The following is a 22,197-nucleotide window of genomic DNA, read 5'->3' as shown; positions in this document are numbered from 1 at the left end:
AATCTCGCGAAAAACGCGAAACATTTACAAACTTGCCTGCTTAACGATCTTCTTATAAAAAACCGCCAAATCACATCCAAGCAATTCATCATAAACCGCCAACGTATCGATACGCATTTGATCGGCATTAAACCTGGTCATAATATGGGCGCGTGCGCGGGTTCTCAATCGCGCCCGTTCTGCCGGGGTTAGGGAAAGTGCTTTCTCAAGGGCGACGGCCAATGCCACCGGGTTTTCCGGGGGAATAAGCCAGCCGGTGAAGGCATCCACCCCCACCGCATCCTCATCCAGCACCGTTTCAGCCGGGCCGCCTTCCTGGTTGGCAATCACCGGGCATCCCATGCCCTGTGCTTCAATCGCGGTGCGACCAAAGGCCTCTGGCCGGATCAATGATCCACCAATCGCAACATCGGCCGCCAGATAAGCCACTGGCATGTTTCGGCATTCGGGCACCAGTTTCACTATATCGCCCAGCCCGGCCTGCCCGATGCGTTGTTGCAGCAGGGCAATATAATCCGGCGTTGCCAGTTCAGGCCCCGGTAGCACAACCTTCAATCCTTGCTTTAACGCCGGGCCAAGCTGTGCGACCGCTTCAATAACCACCATTTGCCCCTTGGTGGGCGAAATACGCGATGGAAAAAGCACCACACGGTCGTTTTCATCAACACCCCATTGGGCGCACATGGCGGCAACCGCCTTTGGCGTGATTTTTTCCGGGTCAAAATATGTGCTATCAAGCCCGCGATAAATAACCCGTACCCGATCATTGCCAGTCTGGTGGCGTTGCGCAATCAGATTGCCAATGAAGTGCGAATTGGCAATCACCCGGTCGCCCCGGGCCATGATGCTGCTGTAAAAATTCTTGATGCTTTTAAACGGTTCGCGCCTGGGCTGCGAATAAGTGGAATGATAGGTCGTTACAAACGGTACCCCCTGCCAACGGGCAGCAAAGAAGGCTGAAATCGCAGGTGCCCGGCTTCTGGCATGTACCAGTGTCGCACCGTAATCCCTGATAATTTTCCTGATTTTCCAGATATTTGCAATAATTCGGATCGGGTTTTTACTGGCAACCGGCAGCTTTATAACCTCGCCACCGGCCGTACAAATATCATCGGCCAACCGTCCACCTTCGGTTACGACAATCGCCTTTGCCCCCACCCGGGTCAGAGCTTGCGCAATTTCCAGCGTGGTTCGTTCTGCCCCGCCACTATTTAACCGGGGGATAACCTGCAACACGACAATGTCAGATAAATTCATCAGAAACGTAACTTTCACCAACCCGGATTACAAAACAGGTCTGTTAACCAACCCAGCCCAAACCACGCGAAATGCCTTTTGCCGCCTCGGTCAGCAGACTGACAAAACGATCAAGATCGGATTTCTGCGTGCGAAATGCCGGGGCCGCCACATTCAATGCCGCCAATACCGAGCCATCAACCGCAAAAATTGGCACCGATACCGATACTAGTTGATCACTAACTTCCCCGTGGCTGATGCAAAAGCCTTGTTTGCGAATATTCATCAATTCACGCATCAGCGCGGAACGGTTGGTAATCGTATTGCCGGTAATACGGTTAAGCGTGTCGGGCAAAATACGTGCAATCAGATTGTCCGATAAAAACGCCAGCAAAATCTTGCTCGACCCGGCATGCAACGGACGCCGCCGCCCCACCACGGCATGAACCCGCAAATCGCGCGAGGGCTCGAATTTGGCAATACACAAGGCTTCGGTATTATCCCGTATCCGGATTTGCACCGTTTCGTTCATTTTTTGACCCAGCGTTTCCAAAACCGGACTCGCCAGTTTTACCAGATCAATCTGGGTGGACGCGGAAGTTCCCAACACCAGAATGGCGTTACCAAGGTTATATCCTCCATCTTCGGCCCGCTGGATGAATTTTCGCTGTTCCATTGTGCGTAACATTCTTAAAGTTTTTTGCTTTGTTTCTCCCAGATTGCGGGCAAGGGATGACAGGCTTTGCCCCGGTTCGCGCGACACCTCCAACAGCACGGACAAAGCTGTATCAACTGATTGAATTACATACTTTTTATCTGTTACGGACTCTAAAAACACTGGTAATTACCCCTCGATGGGAACCATCAAAAATACCGCTGCAATAGTGTTACACACAATGTAACATCACAAGAAAAAAAATTGACACAAATCCACCGAACTGCCGATCATGCGTCATAAGCAACCCGCAGAGTTGCACAAAACCCAATATTCGATCCGGGACTGGCTCCGCTAGAGATCTTAAATGAAATGGAGACTATAATGTCGCTCACCCCGACACTGGAAATGGCCCGCAAGGCCGGCCTGGGATTGCTGCTTGGCATTGCAATTCCGTCAATGGCCATGGCAGCTGACTCCAGCCTGACAATTGGCATGTCCACCACCTTCACCACCGTTGATCCGCACGAAACATCCAGTTCGCCCAACAATGCGGCCAGCCGTCACATTTTTGACAGCCTGATCAACCGGGGCGGTGCCGCGGAAAACAATCCGCAACTGGCAACCGACTGGAAAGTCGTTGATCCGACCCATTGGGAATTTCATTTGCGCAAGGGCGTTAAATTCCACGATGGCACGACATTTGATGCCGAAGACGTGATTGCCTCGCTTTTGCGCGCACGCGACAAGCCCAGCCAGGCATTTGCTTCCTATACTCGTAACATCAAGGACGTTACGGAATCTGATCCCTATACCGTTGTGGTCGAAACCACCGTTCCCGACCCGATGATCTTAAACTCCCTTAGCCGCATTCGCATCATCAGTGCTGACCACGCCCAAGACAGCGTTGCCGATTTTGATTCAGGCAAAGCCGCCATTGGCACCGGGCCGTTCAAATTTGTGTCCTATTCGCCCGGTGATCGCCTGGTTCTGGAACGCAACGACGATTATTTCGCCGGTCCGTCGGAATGGAAAAACGTTACCTTGCGCATGATCCCTGATAACGGTGCGCGTCTGGCGGCTCTTTTGTCTGGCGATCTCGACCTGATCGAAACCATGCCCGCCGAAGGTGTTGATCGGGTTGAAAATTCCGACAATCTGCAATTGATCCGTGGTCAGTCCACCCGTCTTGTTTTTCTGGGTGTGAATGTGATGGACACCCCGACCGCCTTTATCACTGCTAAGGATGGATCGAAACTGGACAAAAACCCGTTACAGGATGAACGCGTACGCCGTGCGCTACTGATGTCGATCAACCGCCCGGCAATTGTTGATCGTGTAATGCAGAAAAACGGCACCGTTGCCGACCAGTTTGTTGCCAAGGGTTATTTTGGTCATTCCGATGCCGTCAAGCCGGTTAAATATGACCCGGAAGGCGCAAAAAAGCTGCTTGAAGATGCAGGCTGGGGTGACGGGTTTAAAATGACCATTCAGGGCCCGGCTGGCCGTTATGTAAATGACAGCGCCGTTCTTCAGGCCGTTGGTCAGATGTTCTCGCGCATTGGCATTGAAACCTCGGTCGAAGTTATGCCCTGGTCCATGTATTCAAAAAAATACACCACCGGCGACTACAGCGTATTTCTGGGGTCATGGGGCATCAACACCGGTGAAGTTTCAAACCCGGCACTGGCTGTTGTTGCAGGCCGCGACGATGAAAAAGGCACGGGCCGTTACAATGGCGGCGGTGTCAACGACCCGGAAATCAATAAATTGCTGGACGAAGCACCGCGCAAACCGCTGCTTGAAAAAGTATCCGAGCTGACCTTCAACAAGCTCTGGATTTTACCGCTGCATTACGAAAACGTTGTGCTGGCTGCGAAAAAATCCATCAGCTACGCCCCGCGTGGCGACAAATACACCCTGGCATACGACGTAAAAAGCGCTGCCAACTAAATGATCCACCCCGGTGCGCATCGGGTTTTCTCTCCCTTGCCCGATGCGTGCCACCCTCCCCGGTCATCCCCCAGGAGAAATCGAATGCAGGAACTAAGTTCGAGCGGTTCTGCCGCGCGTGCAAAGGCGATCTATGACTATGGCCATACGGCAATTTTCGCCTGCACCGCCGATCCGCGTTTTCACATGCTGCTTTATGTGCCACCAGCCGCCGCAGAAGGCCGCAAGGTTGACCTTCTGGTCGCCGTTCATGGCACCGGCCGCACATCGGCCATCGAATTTCGCGATGGGTTTGCCGAATTCGGCCTGTATAACGATTGCGCAGTCCTGTGCCCGATCTTCCCGATGAACGCCCGTGGCGACGGAGCGCGTTCAGGTTATAAATACATTCAGGAAGGCGATATTCGTTACGACGAAATCCTGATTTCAATGGTCGACGAAATGGCCAAAAAATATGATCAGGACTGGTCAAAATTTGCCATGTTCGGTTTTTCCGGCGGCGGGCATTTCACACACCGCTTTACCCTGCTGCATCCGCAAAAATTGTGGGCCGCGTCCATTGGGGCACCAGGATCTGTCACTCTGCTTGATACCGAACGCAACTGGTGGGTTGGCGTTAAGGACATTAAAGAACAGTTTGGCATTAGTCTTGATATCCCTGCCCTGCAGAAGGTTGCCGTGCAAATGGTTGTCGGGTCTGCCGACCTTGAAAACTGGGAAATCATGCACGCACCAGGTTCCAAATACTATATGGAAGGGGCCAATGATGCTGGCAACACCCGCCCCGAACGCCTGAAATCACTGGCAAAATCGTTTGAAAAAGCTGGCATTGCCGTCAGCCTTACCGAAGTTCCCGGCGTTTCGCATGACCGCATGAAAGTGCTTGATACCGTCAAGGCGTTTCTGACCCGCACGTTAAAAGAGATCCGCCAAAAATGACAAATGCAACCATCGTAGCCCCGCAGCCCGAAGCCGCCGAAGCCGGTGCCGAAATTCTGGAACGGGGCGGAAATGCCATTGACGCTGCCCTGGCTTGTGCTTTTGTCCAGGGGGTCGCCGACCCGCAAATGTCCGGCATTGGCGGTTTTGGCTCCATGCAGGTTTATATGCCGGGCAAGGGCGTTCACGAAATTCTGGAATTTTATGCCCGCGCCCCGCTGGCCGCGACCGAAACCATGTGGGAAGACAAACTGGTCGGGCAAAGCCGCGACGGTTTTGGCTTTATTCTGGAAAACAATATCTCCGACATCGGTTATCTGGCCGTTTGCACACCGGGGTCACTTAAGGGCTACGAAACGGCATTGCGCGATTATGGCACCTTTGACTGGGCCGACATCATCGCCCCGGCGATTGGTTATGCCCGCAACGGTATTCTGATCCGCCCGCACATGCACTGGTACTGGGCCAAAGACCAGTCAAACGACCAATATGCCAACACCCTTGATAAACTGAAATTTTCCAAAACCGGGCGCGAGGTCTATTTTCACGAGGATGGCCGTTTGCGCAATGTCGGCGACATTTTGCGCAATCCCGACATGGCCAACACGCTTGAGCGCATTGCTCAAAGCGGCGGTGCCGACATTTTCTATCATGGGGAAATCGCCCAACAAATTGCCGATGACTTTGCGGCATCGGGCGGTTTAATCGGGCGAGACGATCTGTCGGCCTATAACATCACCAAAACCGACCCGATCTGGGGCGAATATCGCGGCCACCGCATTGCCACCAGCCCGCCGCCAGGCTCGGGCTTTCCGATGCTCGAACTGCTGCATATTCTGGAACATTTCGACATTGCGAGCATGAAACACGGCAGCCATGATCATGTACGCACCCTGTTTGAAGCCATGAAACGCATGACGATTGACAAGGATACCTATATGGGCGACCCCGCCTATATTGATGTTCCTTTTGAACAATTGCTAACCCCGGAATATACCGCCAAACTGGCAGCATCCATTCGGGCAGGGGATCGTGCATCGGTCGAACGGCTGGCAATGTCGCAACGCGATACCACCCATATTTCCGTGATCGACAAGGATGGCAACGCCGTTTCCATGACCCACACACTGGGCAGCCCCTCAGGTGCCATCACCGACGGGCTGGGCTTTATGTATAATGGTACCATGGCCCGGTTTGATCCGCGCCCGGGGCGGGCGGCATCCATCGCACCGGGTAAACGTCGCGCCAGCTCGGCAGCACCCACCATTGTTTTTCAGGGTGAAAAACCCCGCATGGTCATTGGTGCGCCAGGTGGCAGTTATATTGCACCGACAGTGGCGCAAGGCATTATGAATGTAATTGATTTTGGCATGTCGATAACAGAATCCGTTGCCGCACCGCGCGTTATTGGCGTATCGAACAAAATTGATATCTGCAACCGTATCCGTCGTTCGGTTGAACATTCCTTGCGTGCAGACGGTTATGATGTTGCCCGTTCGCCCCAAAGTTACGCCTTTGCCGCCCTCCATGCCATCAGCATTGAAAATGGCATATCCAAAGGGGCCGCAGACCCGCAACGCGATGGCGTTGCCATTTCAATCGATTAAGCCAAGGGCAGGAGACGCACAATGCTTGCATCCCTATTGCGGCGATTGATACAGGCGATCATGGTTATTCTGGCCATGACGATCATTGTATTTGTCGGTGTTAATGTCATCGGCAATCCGGTCGATATCCTGATCAATCCTGATGCCAGTCAGGCGGAATATGCCCGCGTTGTTGCCCATCTGGGGCTGGATCGTCCGCTTTGGCAACAATATCTGATGTTTATCCAGGGTATTTTCCACGGCGATTTCGGCACCAGTTTTGTTTATAACAAACCTGCCCTTTCCCTGATTGTCGAGCGCCTGCCTGCAACGCTGGAACTGGCAATCAGCGCCCTTCTAATCGCAATTGTGGTGGGTTTACCCCTGGGTCTGTATGCCGGGTTACATCCCGAACGGATGTCTTCTCGCCTGATCATGAGCGGATCGATCCTTGGTTTTTCCTTGCCCACCTTTTGGGTCGGGTTAATGTTTATCCTGTTGTTTTCCGTGCAACTTGGCTGGTTACCATCTGGTGGGCGCGGCGAAACCGCCAGTTTTCTGGATGCCAGTTGGTCGTTTCTGACTGCCGATGGTTTGCACCACCTGATCCTGCCGGCCCTTAACCTTGCCTTGTTTAAAACATCGCTGGTTCTGCGCCTGACCCGTGCCGGCGTGCAGGAAGTTCTGCCACAGGATTACGTTAAGTTTGCCCGCGCCAAGGGGCTTAGCGAAAACCGGGTGATTTATACCCATGTTCTCAAAAACCTGATGATCCCGGTTGTGACCATTACCGGGCTGGAATTTGGCTCCCTGATTGCATTTTCAGTTGTAACCGAAAGCATCTTTGCGTGGCCAGGCATGGGCAAGCTGATCATTGACAGCATCAACAATCTCGATCGTCCGGTGATCGTTGCCTATCTGATGATGATGGTGATCCTGTTTGTCGCGCTGAATTTCATCATCGACATTTGTTATACATTGCTGGACCCCCGCGTCCGGCTGGACACAAAGGGCAAATAACATGTCCCAAGCCGCAAACGGACCACAGGAAACAGCAGCACTACCAACCGGCATGGCCTCGACATCCTTACTGGCGCGATCAGGTAAACTGGCACAAAAATTTGTCATGTCCCCCGGCGCTGCGATCGGGTTGGGCGTACTGATCCTGATCATTTTTCTGGCCGTGCTGTCACCGCTTATTTCACCGCAAAACCCCTATGATCTTAGCCAGCTTGATATCCTTGACGGTCGCCTGGCACCGGGATCATCGTCATTCGACGGTGTTCCCTATTATCTGGGCACCGATGATCAGGGCCGTGATATTTTATCAGGGATTCTCTATGGCCTGCGTACATCGCTGATTGTCGGGGTTCTGTCGGCATTTGCGGCGGCCACCATTGGCACCAGTATTGGCCTGATTGCCGCCTATATTGGCGGACGGGTTGAAACGCTTTTGATGCGCCTGGTCGATTTGCAATTATCCTTTCCCACCATCCTGATGGCCTTGATGATGCTGGCCTTTCTGGGCAAGGGGCTAACCAATGTTGTTATTGCCCTGATCATTGCTGAATGGGCCACCTATGCCCGCACGGTGCGAAGCTCGGCCCTGGTGGAACGCGAAAAAGAATATATCGAGGCGGCCCATTGTTTGCGCCTGCCCGGCTATCGCATTTTATTTCGCCACCTTCTGCCTAACTGCCTGGCCCCGGTGATTGTGATTTCAACCATGCAAGTGGCGCGCGCCATCGGGCTTGAGGCAACCCTGTCATTTCTCGGGCTGGGGGCGTCGGTCACCGAGCCGTCATTGGGTATGCTGATTTCAAACGGGTATCAATATCTGTTATCCGGCCTGTACTGGATCAGCTTTTTCCCCGGCATTGCCCTGTTGATCACGATTGTTGCCATTAATCTGGTTGGTGACCGGTTGCGTGACATTCTGAACCCGAGGAGCATGTGATATGGCGAACCTTTTAACGGTGTCCAACCTTGTCACCGAATTTGGTGGCACCAAAACCGCACCGGGTTTGCGGGCGGTAAACGATGTTTCCTTCGCGCTTGAAAAAGGCCGGGTTCTGGGCCTTGTCGGCGAAAGTGGCTCGGGAAAATCAGTAACCGGGTTTTCGATCATGGGGCTGGTTGACCGACCCGGCAAGGTTACCGGCGGCCGCATCATTTTTGACGACCGTGATTTGATCGGCCTTGATCCGGAAGAAATGCGCCGCCTGCGTGGCAAACGCATTGCGATGGTGTTTCAGGACCCGATGATGACGTTAAACCCGGTTTTGCGTATAGGCACGCAAATAACCGAGGCCATACAGGCCCATGACCCCATGACAAAATCAGCCGCCCGTGCCCGTGCCCGCGACGCTTTAGGGCTGGTTGGCATTCCCAGCCCCGAAGAACGGCTTGATGCCTATCCACATGAATTTTCGGGCGGGATGCGCCAGCGCGTTGCCATTGCCATTGCCATGTTGCATCACCCCGATCTGATCATTGCCGATGAGCCCACCACCGCACTTGATGTTACCATCCAGTCGCAGATCATTGCCGAATTTCAAAAAATGGCTGAAATCAGCGGTACAGCAGTAATCTGGATTACCCATGATCTGGCGATTGTTTCACGTCTGGCCGATGATATTGCCGTAATGTATGCCGGGCGCCTGGTTGAAACCGGCCCGGTAGAACAAATTCTTGGTGATCCGCGCCACCCCTATACCCGGGGCCTTATCCAGTCTGTTCCCAGCCAGAACCAGCGAGGCCACCGCCTGCATCAAATTCCCGGTATGACGCCTAGCCTAACCCGCCTGCCGGGCGGGTGCAGCTTTCGTACCCGGTGCGGCCACGCCACCGAACAATGCCACACCATACCGGAACGAACAGATACCGGCACACGCACATATCGCTGCTTTCATCCCGTGACCGAGGGGCTTTAACCATGACTGGAACTGTCGCCAAAACCCCGATTGTCGAACTGAAAAACGTATCGCGCCGGTTTGGGGCCACCCCGGACTTGCTTGGTAAGGCCTTAATTCGCCTTGGCCTTAGCCCAACGCCACCGGTTGTCCATGCCATGGATGGTGTGGATTTAACTATTCATCGCGGCGAAGTGGTTGGGCTGGTCGGTGAAAGTGGCTGTGGTAAATCAACGCTGGGCCGCGTTGTCGCCGGCATTATTCCGCCATCTGGCGGCGAGGTTATTCGCCACGGCCGCGAAGGCATGACCCGGCGCGATCAAGCCAGTGCCGACCTTGCCATTCAAATGATTTTTCAAAATCCGATGGCGGCCCTTAATCCGCGCATGCGGATCGACGATATCGTCACCGAAGCCCCCAAAACCCACGGAATGCTGGAAGGCACGCGAGCCGAACATGCCGACAAATATTTGCGCATGGCTGGCTTTGACCCGGAAATGAAATTTCGTTTTCCGCACGAATTTTCCGGCGGGCAACGACAGCGCGTAAATATCGCCCGCGCCCTTGCCGTGCGGCCCGACTTTCTGGTCTGCGACGAAAGTGTCGCTGCCCTTGATGTTTCCATCCAGGCGCAGGTGATTAACCTTTTTATGGATTTGCGCGAAAAACTGGGGCTGACCTATTTATTTGTCAGCCACGATCTCGGCGTGGTGGAGCATATCTCAGACCGGGTTGTGATTATGTATCTGGGGCGTATTGTCGAAGAAGCCCCAACCGAAGAAATTTTCAGCCGCCCCAACCACCCTTATACACAGGCATTACTGTCAGAAATTCCACGGATTGAGCTGACCAAACGAAAATTCAAGGTCATTGACGGCGAATTGCCCAGCCCGATTGACCCCCCGCCCGGTTGTCATTTTCACCCGCGCTGCCCCTTTGCCATGGAAAAATGCCGCACCACCGTGCCCCAAAAACGCGAAATCGCGCCCCGCCATTTTTCCGCGTGCCATTTAAATGACGATAGCATCCAGACGGCAAATACAACTTCGACCGTCGCTATGTAATACGGTAAAACGCCAGCGCGAAGGCCAAAAGCTTTCGCGCCATGCGCTGGCCAAACGCCGCACCGTGCCTGCTGCCGACCTTAAAAAATTGAAAATAACCGGTTAAATGTCTCTATGCCGGTTTTTATTATGATGGCAAAGCATTGGTGATTTCTCGCGCCCTAAAGCGCCAACCAGCGTACACAAAAACACCTCGCCACCACCGCGAAACATTGGCGAAGTTCTGGCCTAATACGCAAAAGACCCAATGCCGGGGAAATTCAATTTCGCCAGGCAACGTTAAACCTGCTCGCCTTTCGTCAGGATAATCACAATAAAACCGGGTCATTTTTTACAAAATGACGTCGACAACTGGCACCCCCGCCATTTTTCGACGAACCTTCAGCTCCGGTCCGATGGGCGAACATCGCCAGTTCCGACGCTGGGCATAGCAAACCGACATTTCAACCCAACCAACGGCACTGAACACACCTAGTACGGTAGCAAACATCTACTGGCCTGATCCACCAGACACGACGACACCACCCTTCCCATCCCGCTAATTTGCATCCGGATAAATCGGTACCCCTTGATCGCCCCACCGGGCATCCCGCCGCTGCCACCTTTCGCATCTTGTATCCATTTTAAATACCAATTCGATGCCAATTTTTCTTGACGTGGTTCCTTGTTGCCCGTAGCATACTTAATAACGACATAGATAACATAATAATGGAATACAGGGAATGGCAGATCTGGTTGTTAGCCTTTATGCGCCCGCCCTTGATGCGTTGGGACGCAAGGTTGCCGCAACGAACATTACTATTCGTCCGGTACTTGCCCCGGAACAGCGCCTTGTCGTCGATTGGGTGCGCAATAATTTTAGCGATAACTGGGCCAGCGAGGCCCTTGTGGCTATCACCCGTCAACCCGCATCCTGCCTGATCGCAATCCGCGATGGCCAGATCATGGGTTTTGCCTGCTACGACGCCGTCGCCCGTGGTTTTTTTGGGCCAACCGGCGTTGCTGTCAACGCTCGCGGGCAAGGCATCGGAGCGGCTTTGCTGCACAGCACCCTGACAACCATGAAAAACATGGGTTATGCCTACGCTATTGTCGGTGATCCCGGCCCGACACAGTTTTATATCGATGCCGTTGGCGCCATTGAAATTCCTTTACCCGGCAAAGGAATTTACACCGACATGCTGCGCGCCCCGGCCCCCTAGCAAACAATACGTGCCTTCTGATCCGGGCCGGTTATTACCGGTTCGTTGCGCAAATTTCCGGGCCAACCGGCCTTTTATTTTCAGGGAATGATCCATGTCTTCGAATACACCGCTGGCCCTGTTTGTCGGCATTCCCAATGATACTTTGTCGATCGACGAAATTGCCCTGTTTCGCGAAACCAATCCGCTAGGGTTATTTGTAGGCCGCCGCAGCCTGAAAACCCCCGATCAGGTCAAAAAACTGACCGAACAGTTTCGTACTGCCGTTGGCCGCGACGATGCCCCGATTTTTACCGATCAGGAAGGTGGGCGCGTATCGCATCTTGATAGCGGGTCATGGCCGTTATTTCGGTCATTTGGTGAATTTGGTGCGCTGGCACGCCGCGATCTTGAGCTTGGCAAACATGCGCTGCGTCTGTCATCGCACGCGATGGGGGCCATGATGCGCGAACTGGGCCTTGATAGCGGCTGTTCGCCTGTCCTTGATCTGGTGTTTGGCGATACCAGTGACGTTATTGGCGCCCGCGCCTTTGGGCAGGATCCGGCATTGATCAGTGCGCTGGGCCGTGAAGTGGTCGATGGTTTGCTTGAAGTTGGCAACATGCCGATCATGAAACATATTCCCGGCCATGGCCGCGCCACGGTAGACAGCCACAAGGAACGCCCGCGTGTAGATGCCGACAAGTCACTTTTGCGCGCCACCGATTTCAAGCCGTTCATCGATTTGATCGACACGCCATGGGCAATGGTATCGCATGTGGTGTATTCCGCCTACGACGACCAAAACCCGGCCTCGGTTTCGCCGGTTATTTGCAAAGACGTTATCCGCGACGAACTTGGTTATGACGGCGTTCTGATTTCGGATTGCGTCTATATGGAATCCCTGTCGGGCAGCCTGCCCGAACGGGTACGGCAGACATTGGAAGCAGGTTGTGACATTGCCCTGCACAGTCATGGCACCAATTCCGAAACGCTGGCTGCCGCCAAAGCTGCCCGTCCGCTAAGTGACGAAACAATACGCCGCATGGACGCAGCCAAAGCCCGTTTGGGCAACTTGAACGTGGATATCAGGCAACTGCATGCCGAAGTCGAAGAAATCTTTGGCGCATAACAAAACAATCTTACTATCAGGGAAAGATCAATGATCACACATAAACGCCTTCTGGCGACCGCCGTTTTTGGCCTTGCCATTCTGCCGCCGCTAGCAGCCAGCGCCGAAACGGTTCTGACTGCCAATATCGAGCCAGCCACCACCTGGGTCCGGAACTTTAACCCGTTCAACCAGACATCGGCCCGCCAAAGCACATCGGATTTCATTTATGAACCGCTGGTGATTTTTAACCGCTTTGATCATGACAAGGCCAATTACCGCCTCGCCAAAAGCTATAAAATCGCGGACGACCTGAAAAGCGTGGAATTCATCCTGCGCGACGGCCTGAAATGGTCCGACGGCAAAGCATTGACCGCCAAAGACGTTGTTTTCACCTTTAACTATGTCAAAAAAAACCCGGCACTGGATTTTGTTTCCATCTGGAATATCCTTGATAAAGTTGAAGCAATTGACGAACACACGGTAAAATTCAGTCTGTCCAGCCCCAGTTCGCTGGCCGTAAACCGCCTGATCGAACTGCCGATCGTGCCTGAACATGTTTGGGCCGACATTGCCGAACCGGTCACCTTTGCCAACGAAACCCCGGTTGGCAGCGGCCCGATGACCGAAATCCCCCGTTTTACCCCACAAACATACGACCAGTGCCGCAACCCGTATTACTGGGATGCCGAAAACCTGAAGGTTGATTGTTTCCGCTTTCCGCAATTGGCCGATAACAACCAGATGCTCACCGCCACTGCCAGCGGCGAGCTGGACTGGGGCACATCGTTCCTGCCCAATGTCGAGCAAACCTATGTTGCCAAGGACCCGGATCATTTCCATTACTGGTATACGGCAGGCAGCATGGTTGAGTTTATTTTCAACCAGGAAACCGCCAATGCGGATAACAAAAAAGCCTTTCAGAATGTAAAATTCCGCCGGGCAATGAGCATGACACTGGACCGTCAGGGCATGGTCAATGTGGCTGGTTATGGTTACCCGACGCTGAACCAGGACCCGACCACATTTGGCGAAGTTTATTCCAGCTGGACCGACCCGAAAGTTCTGGAAGAATTTGACAAATATACCAAATATGACGTCGATGCCGCCAAGGACCTTTTAGACGAGGCCGGTTATGTCGATGCCGATGATGATGGTTTTCGCGATAATCCCGACGGAACGCCTATCAAGTTTGACATTATCGTTCCCAATTCATGGACCGACTGGATTGATACGGTACGCATTGCCGTTGAAGGCATGCAGGATGCCGGGATCAATGCCAATATCGGCACCCCGGAAGAAGCCGTTTGGGGCCAGGACCTGATCACGGGTAAATTTGACGCCGCGATCAACAGCATTCGTGCGGCATCCCTGCCTTATTATCCCTATCAGCAAGCCTTTAACCGCAATGATGTGGGTAAAACCCGTTTCACTGCACAACGCTGGTTTAACGATGATTTATCCAAGCTGCTAAATGACTTCACCCTGACGTCAGACATGGACAAACAAAAGGAAATCATGACCAGGGCCCAGCGGATCGTCGCAGAAAACCTGCCGTTACTGCCAGTTTATAACAACCCGACCTGGTATCAGTACAACACAACGCGCTTTACCGGCTGGTCAACCCGGGACAATCCGTTCGTCAACCCGACCCTGTCACGCCAGAACCATGCCCGTTTGTTGCACCTGCTTGCATTGCGCCCGGTTAAATAAAACCGCTTCGCAATGATCGTCGCGGGCTGCCGCCTCCTCCCCAGGCAGCCCGCGATACTTACAGTTTCAGAGGTTCCAATGGTTTTTCTGCTTCGGCGATTATGTTTTTATCTGGCAGCCTTCATTGCGGCGGCGACCATCAATTTTTTTCTGCCCCGCCTTTTGCCGGGTGACCCGATCCAGATCATGTTTTCCAGCGCAGGAAGCACCCTGTCACCAGAAAATCTTGAGGCCCTGAAACTGACTTTCGGCTTTGTCGATGCCCCGTTATGGCAGCAATACCTGACATATCTTGCCAGTATTTTTACCGGTGACCTTGGCCTGTCGATCAAATATTTCCCGCTTTCCGTCAACGAGGTGCTGGGACGCGCGCTGGTGTGGACGGTTGGCCTAATGGGCACGGCGACATTGATCAGCTTTACGCTGGGCACCATGTTGGGCATCGTTGCCGCCTGGCGACGCGGCAGCAAATTTGACGTCATCTTTTCCGTATCCGCCATTGTCGCAACGTCGGTTCCTGCGATGGTGACGTCGCTGGTCGCCCTTTATTTTTTCGGCTTCACCCTGGGCTGGTTTCCCACCGGCTATGCCGCCGCCCCGGCACTGGACCCGGCATTTTCGTTTGAATATATCAGCAGCGTTATTTATCACGCCATTTTGCCCATCATCACCCTGTCCATTGTGCTGACAGGCGGGTTTGTTGTTACCATGCGCAACAACATGATCAACCTTTTGGGCGAAGATTACATCACCATGGGCCGGGCCAAGGGCTTGTCGGACCGCACGGTCATGTTCTGGTATGCCGCACGAAATGCCCTGCTTCCAACGGTGTCGGGCCTGGCAATTGCCATTGGCACGGTTCTGGGCGGGTCGCTTGTGACCGAAGTCGTCTTTAACTATCCCGGCCTGGGCAACACGCTTTATCACGCCATTCTGGCCCGTGATTACCCTGTTATTCAAGGGCAGTTGCTGATTATGACACTGGCAATGTTAACCGCCAATTTCATTGTCGATGTCAGCTACGTTCTGCTTGATCCCCGATTGCGGAGAGCCTGAAATGAAAAACGTTATTTTAGGGCTTTTGCGCAACAAAAAGGCCCTGACGGGTTTACTGATTTTGGCAATTATTATAGTGGCCGCCATTGCCGCCCCGCTTTTAACCGGGTTTGATCCTGCCCGTCGCGTTGGCCTGCCCCATCAACCCCCCAATGCAGACCATTGGCTGGGCACCACCCGCATTGGGCAGGATGTGTTTTCACGCCTGATTTACGGCGCGCGCACATCGCTGGCGGTTGGTTTTGGGGCCGGTTTCATCATTACGGCCGTTGGCACCATCATGGGCATTGCCGCAGGCTATAAGGGTGGCAAGGTTGATGAAGCCATCAGTTTTTTGACCAATATGGTCCTTGTTGTGCCCAACCTGCCGCTTTTGCTGGTTCTGGCATCGTTTATCGGGCAGGCAAGCCCGGTTGTGATTGCCATTATTCTGGGTGGCACCAGTTGGGCATGGGGCGCACGTGTTACGCGGGCCGAAACCCTGTCGATCAAACAAAAGGATTTCGTCAAAGCTGCTGAAATGCTGGGCGAACCAGGCTGGCGCATTATGGCGGCCGAGATTTTTCCCAATCTGGTGTCGATTGTCGGCATCAATTTCATCGGCAGCGTTGTTTTTGCTGTGATTACCGAAGCCACCCTTGAGTTTTTAGGACTGGGCGATCCGCAGGCCGTTTCGTGGGGCGTGATGCTTTATAGTGCACAAAATGCGTCGGCCCTTCAGGTGGGTGCATGGTGGGATATTTTAACCCCCTGCTTTGCCCTGGTCTTTTTGGGAACCGGCCTGTCACTGCTTAATTTTGCCATCGACGAAGTTGCCAACCCACGCTTGCGGACCGGCAATTCGCTGGCGCGCTGGGTTGGCCGCGTTCGCGCCGGGGAGGGCAGCCTGTGAACAATCCGCTATTATCCGTTCAGGATCTGTCGATTGAATATGTTGGTGATAAAACCGACTTTCGCGCCGTTGATCATGTCAGCTTTGATGTCGCCCCTGGCGAGGTTTTTGGCCTGGCCGGGGAATCTGGCTGTGGCAAAAGCACCATTGCCTTTGCAATCAGCCGTCTGCACAAGCCCCCCGCATTAATTTGTGGCGGTAACATTATGGTGGCAGGGCGCAATGTGCTTGACCTTGATGCGAATGAACTCGCGCGGTTTCGCTGGCACGAAGTCGCCATGGTGTTTCAAAGTGCGATGAATTCGCTGAACCCTGTTTTGCGTATTGAAAGCCAGTTTCACGATTTACTGAAACGCCATCGCGGTTATAGCAAGGCGCAATCGCGCGAACGCTGTGCCGAACTGTTAAAACTGGTCGATATCCCGGCAGACCGCATGCGCGATTATCCGTTTCAGTTTTCCGGCGGCATGCGCCAGCGCATTGTGATCGCCATTTGCCTGGCGCTGGAACCAAAACTGATTGTAATGGACGAACCCACCACCGCCCTTGATGTCGTGGTTCAACGCGAAATTTTGCAACGCATTAATGAACTGCGCCGGCAACTGGGTTTTTCAGTGCTGTTTATTACCCACGATCTGGGCCTGATGGTGCAATTCTGTGATCGCATCGGCATTATGCTGGATGGCAAACTGGTGGAACAGGGCACAGCGGATCAGATTTACCGCGCACCAACACACGATTACACCAAAAAACTGTGGGCGTCATTTCCGTCCTTTCACGCCCCCGCCCCTCGGCAGGAGAACGCACAATGACCGCAAACCCTGCCATCGTTAGCCTGCAAAACATTGGCAAAACCTTTCATCTGGGCGCGCACAAGGTGCGTGGTGCCCACGACCTGTCCTTTGACCTGAAGGGTGGGCGCACCCTGGCACTGGTCGGAGAATCCGGCAGTGGCAAAACCACCTGCGCCCGCATCATCATGCGCGAATATATCGCCGATGAAGGCCAGCTTTTGTTTCATGGCGCCCCCGTTACCGACAACACGCCCAAGGGGTTGAAACAATATCGTAAAAACGTGCAAATGATCTTTCAGGACCCGTTTGCATCGCTAAACCCGGCCCATACGGTGGACTATCATTTACGCCGCCCGCTGGCACTTTATCGCCGCGATTTAAAGGGCAAAGCCGTCACCGACGAAGTTCATGCCCTGTTGCGCCAGGTCGAGCTGGACCCGGAAATTGTCGCCCCCAAACACCCGCACGACCTTTCGGGCGGGCAGCGCCAACGCATCAACATCGCGCGCACCCTTGCCGTTGGTGCCAAGGTTATTATCGCCGATGAACCGACATCGATGCTGGATGTTTCAGTGCGCCAGGGCGTGCTGGAACTGTTAAACCGCATGAAACGCGATCTGGGTTTGGCCCTGCTTTACATCACCCACGATGTCGCCACCGCCCATTATGTGGCCGAGGACATCATGGTTATGTATGGCGGGCAAATTCTGGAATGGGGCGACGTTAATGCGGTGTTGTCGAACCCGCAGCACGATTATACCCGCATGTTGTTATCGGCCGTGCCCAACCCGGAAATCCGGTTTGACGACCCGCAATCACGCCTTGATCCTGCATCGGTCAACGCTGTGCGCGAACAGGCCAAACAGCTGCATCCGCATATCAAAACCGCAGGGCCAAACCATTTTTACCGGCATACCGCCCCATAAATTCACGTTTTACATACCTTAAATATCCGCGTCGTCGGTCCGAAACAGAGCCGGCAGTTTATACGCCCACACTATAACGCGATTAATATCCGCCAAACGGAGCCTTTGTTAAATATGTCGACTATTTCCACCACAACCGGCAACACCCCTGCCCAGCGCCTTGCCGAACTGGGCATTACCCTGCCCCCGGCCCCGGCCCCGATTGCCAATTTTGTGACCCATGTGCGCGAAGGCAACCTTTTGTTTCTTTCGGGCCAAGGGCCGTTAGACACCAGCGGCAACCTCAGCAAAGGTAAGGTCGGTGCTGATGTTAGCATAGAAAAAGCCTATGCCGATGCCCGCCTGACCGGGATCAATCTGCTCGCCGTCATGCAGGAAGCTCTTGGCGATCTGGGGCGGGTGAAACGGGTTGTCAAACTGCTGGGCATGGTCAATGCTGCCCCTGATTTTTGCGACCATCCGGCGGTTATCAACGGCTGTTCGGACCTGTTTAACGATGTATTTGGCCCGCAAGGTGTTCATGCCCGTTCAGCCATTGGCATGGGGTCGCTGCCCAACCAGATCACGGTTGAAATTGAAGCCATCATTGCCCTTAACGACGAATAACAGGACCCATCATGTCAGCTGATATTCTTGCAAAACTGAACTTGCGCCACGTTATCAATGCGTCGGGCACCATGACGGGCCTTGGTGCCTCTATCGTCGGGCAACAATCCATTCAATCGATTGCCGATATTCTGGGTAATTTTGTTGAAATTGATGATTTACAACGCCGGGCCAGCAAAACCATTGCCGAACTGACCGGGGCCGAATGCGGGTTTATCACAGCATCATGCTCAGCCGGTATCACGCTTTCAATTGCAGCCCTTATGACCGGAAATGATCTGGGCGCGATTGAACAATTGCCAAATCATGTTGGCCCCAAATCCGATGTCATTATGCAGATGGGCCATATGGTCAATTATGGTGCTCCGGTCGATCAGGCTGTGCGTTTATCCGGCGCGCGTGTTGTGCCCATCGGTCAAGCCACCAGCGCGTCAGCCTTTCATCTTGCCAGTGCGATTAATGAAAATACACTGGCGGCCTTATATGTTGTGTCGCACCACACGGTCGAATACGGGCAAATCCCTTTCAAAACCTTTGCGGCTGTCGCGCATGAACATAATGTTCCGGTTATTGTCGATGCCGCGTCCGAATATGATTTAACCGGCTTTATCCGTGATGGCGCGGATATTGTTCTGTATTCCGGGCATAAATTTTTGGGCGGGCCAACATCGGGCATTGTTGCGGGCCGTAAAGATATTGTGCGCAATATTTACCTGCAAAACCGCGGCATTGGCCGGGGTATGAAAGTGGGCAAGGAAGGCATTGCCGGGGCCATTGCCGCGCTGGAAGCCTGGAAAACCCGCGACCATGCTGCCATTCGTGCCCGGGAAAAACGTGCCCTTGATTTATGGTACGCAACCTTAAACGGTCGCCCCGGTGTATCGGTTCGCATTACGCCAGACCCCACCCACAACCCGCTGGACCGTTTACGCATCGATATTGATCGTGTCGCCGCCCACATCACCGCGTGGGATCTGGTCGACCGGCTGGCAAAGGGGGCGCAGCCCATTGTTGCCCGCGATCATGAAGTTGAACATGGCTATTTCTTCCTTGATCCCTGCAATTTGCAGCCGGACCAGGAACAAATTGTCGCCGCCCGCCTGGCCGAAGAACTAGATATTGCCCAAAAATCCAACGACCTTATTGCAACACCGTTTGAAGAGCGGACGTTAAACAAGGAAAGGGCGATCCTGAACTGGCCTGACTGATAAATTACCGCTAGTTATAAACGATAAACAAAACCGGATCAGGAGGACAAAATGCCGTCAGTCGCCATGAAGGATACCGCGATAGCCGCGCCCAAACGCCGGTCGCGCACCAGTGGCATTGACCGCATCCTCCAGATTCTGGATTTTTTGCAAGCAGCCGAAAAACCGACCACCGCCTATGAAATAGCGCACGGCATTGGTGCGCCCCTATCGACCATCTACACCATTGTCGAGGATCTGGTCGGCAAAAACCTGCTAATTCGCCAGAATGACGGCGCATTATGGCTGGGCCCGCGCCTGTATTATTACGGCCTTACCTATTCGCGCCGGTTGGACCTGTTAGGTGTGGCCAATGCCGAAATGCACGAACTGGCGCAAAAATCGGGTGAAACCGTGCAAATATGCGGTCGCGATAACGACATGATGGTGGTTTTGGCAATGGAAGAAGGCCGTGACCATTTTCAGGTAACATCGCGGGTGGGGACGCGCACCCCGTTAAACTGGACGGCATCGGGGCGCTTGCTGGTCGGGCATCTTGCCGAGAATGAACAGGTTGAAATTTTTAGGCGCTGTGCCAAAAACTCGCCAACCGGGCGGGCAGAAGTTGATCCCGTTACCCTGTCGCAAAAGGCAGCCCGTGCCTTGTCTGACCGGCTTTCCATTCAAGCTGGTGAATCTGATTTTTCCGTCGCCTGCATCGCATCACCGGTTTGCAACCCGGACGGCGAATGCCTTGCCACAATTTCCATCGTAGTACCCGATATCAAGGTCAATCAGAACGAACCGGACCTGATCAAACTGGTAAAAGACAGCGCCAAACGCATTGAAAGCCGGTTAGGCTGGGCCTGATTTGTGTAATTTCGCTGCCATGAAAACAGGTGGCGCGCCCCGCGCGAGCAAACCACCTGCTTAAAAAAATGACTGATTATTCCGGTGTTGTTAGCGTTTTCTCGTCGCTATCAACAACAAAAACGGCCAGCAAACTTGCCGGTTCACTGTCGCTGGCATTGGCACTGACACTATGGTGATCGCCGGGGTTTTCCGAAAAATTTTCCCCTGCATGGTATGTTGTTATCGGTCCGCCATTAACCTGGCTTGTAATCGCACACGTCAGAACCGTTGCATAAATAAAGGCCGATGACGGATGGGTATGGGCTGGTGATGATCCACCCGGGCCATATTCCACCAAAACACCTTTCAGGCTTTTGCCCGGTACATTGGGTAGTTTATGATCGTAAACCACCGTGATTTTGGCCTGTTCACTTGGCGCATCGCTGGCTTGTACCGCACCTGGTACCAAGACGGCTCCAAACAGAACCACCGCAGTCATCATTTGTTTGATCATTATCGTGTTCCGTTTTCCTGTTACGCGCTTTTTGCCAGCACTGATTGCCCCAGCCATTTTTCAAATGTGGTTTGGCCCAATGATGCCCCCGTGCCCGGAACAAGCGAATGTTCGCTTAACACCACGCCGAAATATGGCGCATGCGGATCACAGATCACCGGGCGGACATCGCCCATACAGCCAAGATAGCGTTCAACCAGTTCGCACAGACCAAATTGCTGCGGTCCCGCAATTTCAACCGTGCCATTGGTCGGGGCAGCAAGTGCCACACGGGCAACCGCCGTCGCGACATCCTGCGATGTAATGGGTTGAACCAGCGCATTGGACAATCGAACAGCCTCGCCATCAAATGCGGATCCGGCAATACTGCCTAGAAACTCGAAAAACTGGGTCGACTGGATAATGGTAAAGGGAATAGTTCCTGCCTTGATCAGGTCTTCCTGTGCCTGCTTGGCGCGGAAATAGCCACTATCTTGCAGGTTATTTGTTCCCACAACGGACAAGGCGACATGGTGTCGCACCCCGGCAGCTTGTTCGGCACGCAACAGGTTTGCACCTGCTGCTTTAAAAAATGCCATCGCCGCGTCGTCTTCAAACGATGGCGAATTGGCAAGATCAAGTACGACCTCCGCCCCTTCAAGGGCGGCGTCCAACCCTTCGCCCGTAAAGGCATTAACGCCCGTCGCCGGCGAGGCCGCCACCACGCTATGGCCCCGAGTTTTCAGCAAGGCAACGGTTTTAGAACCGATCAGCCCTGTACCACCAATAACAACAATTTTCATATTACATTCCTGCCTTTTCGTCGTGCGGGGCACCCACCGAAAACCAATAGCTGCCCGGCTTCATGAAAAGGACGAAACACAAACGACCAGTGTTATAGCCAATATCAAATTTATTATTAGGACCTGCAGTTCCTGATTGACAGGTTCGCCAAAAGCAAAGCCTCCGAACCGTAAAACGGTCGGAGGCTTTGTCATCAACGGCCAATATTGGCGCTATCAGATCAGTTGGCAACCTTCA

General features: G+C 53.5%; 21 protein-coding genes. 17 read left to right on the top strand and 4 right to left on the bottom strand.

The genetic code is table 11. The features are described 5' to 3' along the window. Positions 1-24 precede the first annotated feature (24 nt). The gene (locus tag THS27_RS21865) at positions 25-1,257 is read right to left on the bottom strand and encodes a glycosyltransferase family 4 protein (protein WP_085594482.1); all 1,233 of its coding nucleotides are present in this window, start codon (positions 1,255-1,257) and stop codon (positions 25-27) included. A gap of 43 nt (positions 1,258-1,300) precedes the next feature. Then, positions 1,301-2,074, bottom strand: coding sequence for an IclR family transcriptional regulator (locus tag THS27_RS21860; protein ID WP_085594480.1), 774 nt, complete (start codon positions 2,072-2,074; stop codon positions 1,301-1,303). A 201-nt stretch (positions 2,075-2,275) separates the two neighbouring features. Between THS27_RS21860 and THS27_RS21855 the strand changes: the two genes are divergently transcribed. The 17 genes from THS27_RS21855 to THS27_RS21775 all read left to right on the top strand — a co-directional run bounded on the left by THS27_RS21855 (position 2,276) and on the right by THS27_RS21775 (position 20,681). After that, on the top strand, positions 2,276-3,844 hold the full coding sequence (locus THS27_RS21855; protein WP_210402975.1) for an ABC transporter substrate-binding protein: 1,569 nt from the start codon (positions 2,276-2,278) through the stop codon (positions 3,842-3,844). 84 nt (positions 3,845-3,928) lie between these two features. Then, complete coding sequence (locus THS27_RS21850) at positions 3,929-4,783, top strand: S9 family peptidase (protein WP_085594479.1); 855 nt, start codon at positions 3,929-3,931, stop codon at positions 4,781-4,783. Beyond that, the gene (ggt, locus tag THS27_RS21845; RefSeq protein ID WP_085594477.1) at positions 4,780-6,390 is read left to right on the top strand and encodes a gamma-glutamyltransferase; all 1,611 of its coding nucleotides are present in this window, start codon (positions 4,780-4,782) and stop codon (positions 6,388-6,390) included. The genes THS27_RS21850 and ggt overlap by 4 nt, the downstream gene beginning before the upstream one ends. A 21-nt stretch (positions 6,391-6,411) precedes the next feature. Beyond that, positions 6,412-7,389: an ABC transporter permease gene (locus THS27_RS21840; RefSeq protein ID WP_085594475.1), complete on the top strand. Its 978-nt coding sequence runs from the start codon at positions 6,412-6,414 to the stop codon at positions 7,387-7,389. Between the two features lies 1 nt (position 7,390). Continuing rightward, positions 7,391-8,326, top strand: a complete 936-nt coding sequence (locus tag THS27_RS21835) for an ABC transporter permease (RefSeq protein ID WP_371456084.1) — start codon at positions 7,391-7,393, stop codon at positions 8,324-8,326. A 1-nt stretch (position 8,327) separates the two neighbouring features. Further along, positions 8,328-9,302 carry an ABC transporter ATP-binding protein gene (locus THS27_RS21830; RefSeq protein WP_085594473.1) on the top strand — a complete coding sequence of 325 codons (975 nt, stop codon included), beginning with the start codon at positions 8,328-8,330 and terminating at the stop codon, positions 9,300-9,302. Positions 9,303-9,304: 2 nt separating this feature from the next. Further along, on the top strand, positions 9,305-10,345 hold the full coding sequence (locus THS27_RS21825; protein ID WP_085594471.1) for an ABC transporter ATP-binding protein: 1,041 nt from the start codon (positions 9,305-9,307) through the stop codon (positions 10,343-10,345). 722 nt (positions 10,346-11,067) lie between these two features. Then, the gene (locus THS27_RS21820) at positions 11,068-11,547 is read left to right on the top strand and encodes a GNAT family N-acetyltransferase (RefSeq protein WP_085594469.1); all 480 of its coding nucleotides are present in this window, start codon (positions 11,068-11,070) and stop codon (positions 11,545-11,547) included. A gap of 94 nt (positions 11,548-11,641) precedes the next feature. Beyond that, the gene (locus THS27_RS21815) at positions 11,642-12,658 is read left to right on the top strand and encodes a glycoside hydrolase family 3 N-terminal domain-containing protein (RefSeq protein ID WP_085594467.1); all 1,017 of its coding nucleotides are present in this window, start codon (positions 11,642-11,644) and stop codon (positions 12,656-12,658) included. A gap of 30 nt (positions 12,659-12,688) precedes the next feature. Beyond that, a complete protein-coding gene (locus THS27_RS21810) occupies positions 12,689-14,350 on the top strand; it encodes an ABC transporter substrate-binding protein (RefSeq protein WP_085594465.1) in 1,662 nt (553 codons plus the stop codon). A gap of 78 nt (positions 14,351-14,428) precedes the next feature. After that, positions 14,429-15,406 carry an ABC transporter permease gene (locus THS27_RS21805; protein ID WP_085594464.1) on the top strand — a complete coding sequence of 326 codons (978 nt, stop codon included), beginning with the start codon at positions 14,429-14,431 and terminating at the stop codon, positions 15,404-15,406. A 1-nt stretch (position 15,407) separates the two neighbouring features. Then, positions 15,408-16,298, top strand: a complete 891-nt coding sequence (locus THS27_RS21800; protein ID WP_085594462.1) for an ABC transporter permease — start codon at positions 15,408-15,410, stop codon at positions 16,296-16,298. Beyond that, positions 16,295-17,110 carry an ABC transporter ATP-binding protein gene (locus THS27_RS21795; RefSeq protein WP_085594460.1) on the top strand — a complete coding sequence of 272 codons (816 nt, stop codon included), beginning with the start codon at positions 16,295-16,297 and terminating at the stop codon, positions 17,108-17,110. The genes THS27_RS21800 and THS27_RS21795 overlap by 4 nt, the downstream gene beginning before the upstream one ends. Beyond that, a complete protein-coding gene (locus tag THS27_RS21790) occupies positions 17,107-18,018 on the top strand; it encodes an ABC transporter ATP-binding protein (protein ID WP_085594458.1) in 912 nt (303 codons plus the stop codon). Before THS27_RS21795 ends, THS27_RS21790 begins: the two co-directional genes overlap by 4 nt. A 114-nt stretch (positions 18,019-18,132) precedes the next feature. After that, entirely contained in the window at positions 18,133-18,624 is a 492-nt protein-coding gene (locus tag THS27_RS21785) for a RidA family protein (protein ID WP_085594457.1), read from the top strand. Between the two features lie 11 nt (positions 18,625-18,635). Continuing rightward, on the top strand, positions 18,636-19,832 hold the full coding sequence (locus tag THS27_RS21780) for an aminotransferase class V-fold PLP-dependent enzyme (protein ID WP_085594455.1): 1,197 nt from the start codon (positions 18,636-18,638) through the stop codon (positions 19,830-19,832). 51 nt (positions 19,833-19,883) lie between these two features. Then, positions 19,884-20,681 carry an IclR family transcriptional regulator gene (locus THS27_RS21775; RefSeq protein ID WP_085594453.1) on the top strand — a complete coding sequence of 266 codons (798 nt, stop codon included), beginning with the start codon at positions 19,884-19,886 and terminating at the stop codon, positions 20,679-20,681. Positions 20,682-20,757: 76 nt separating this feature from the next. Here THS27_RS21775 and THS27_RS21770 read toward each other — a convergent pair whose 3' ends face one another. After that, positions 20,758-21,177, bottom strand: a complete 420-nt coding sequence (locus tag THS27_RS21770; protein WP_085594451.1) for a cupin domain-containing protein — start codon at positions 21,175-21,177, stop codon at positions 20,758-20,760. 20 nt (positions 21,178-21,197) lie between these two features. After that, the gene (locus tag THS27_RS21765; protein WP_085594449.1) at positions 21,198-21,959 is read right to left on the bottom strand and encodes an SDR family oxidoreductase; all 762 of its coding nucleotides are present in this window, start codon (positions 21,957-21,959) and stop codon (positions 21,198-21,200) included. Positions 21,960-22,197 lie beyond the last annotated feature (238 nt).

The organism is Thalassospira sp. MCCC 1A01428, from assembly GCF_002115825.1.
GTDB lineage: Bacteria > Pseudomonadota > Alphaproteobacteria > Rhodospirillales > Thalassospiraceae > Thalassospira.
Note: the sequence above shows the minus strand (reverse complement) of the source record. Positions and strands in the feature narration are given on the sequence as shown.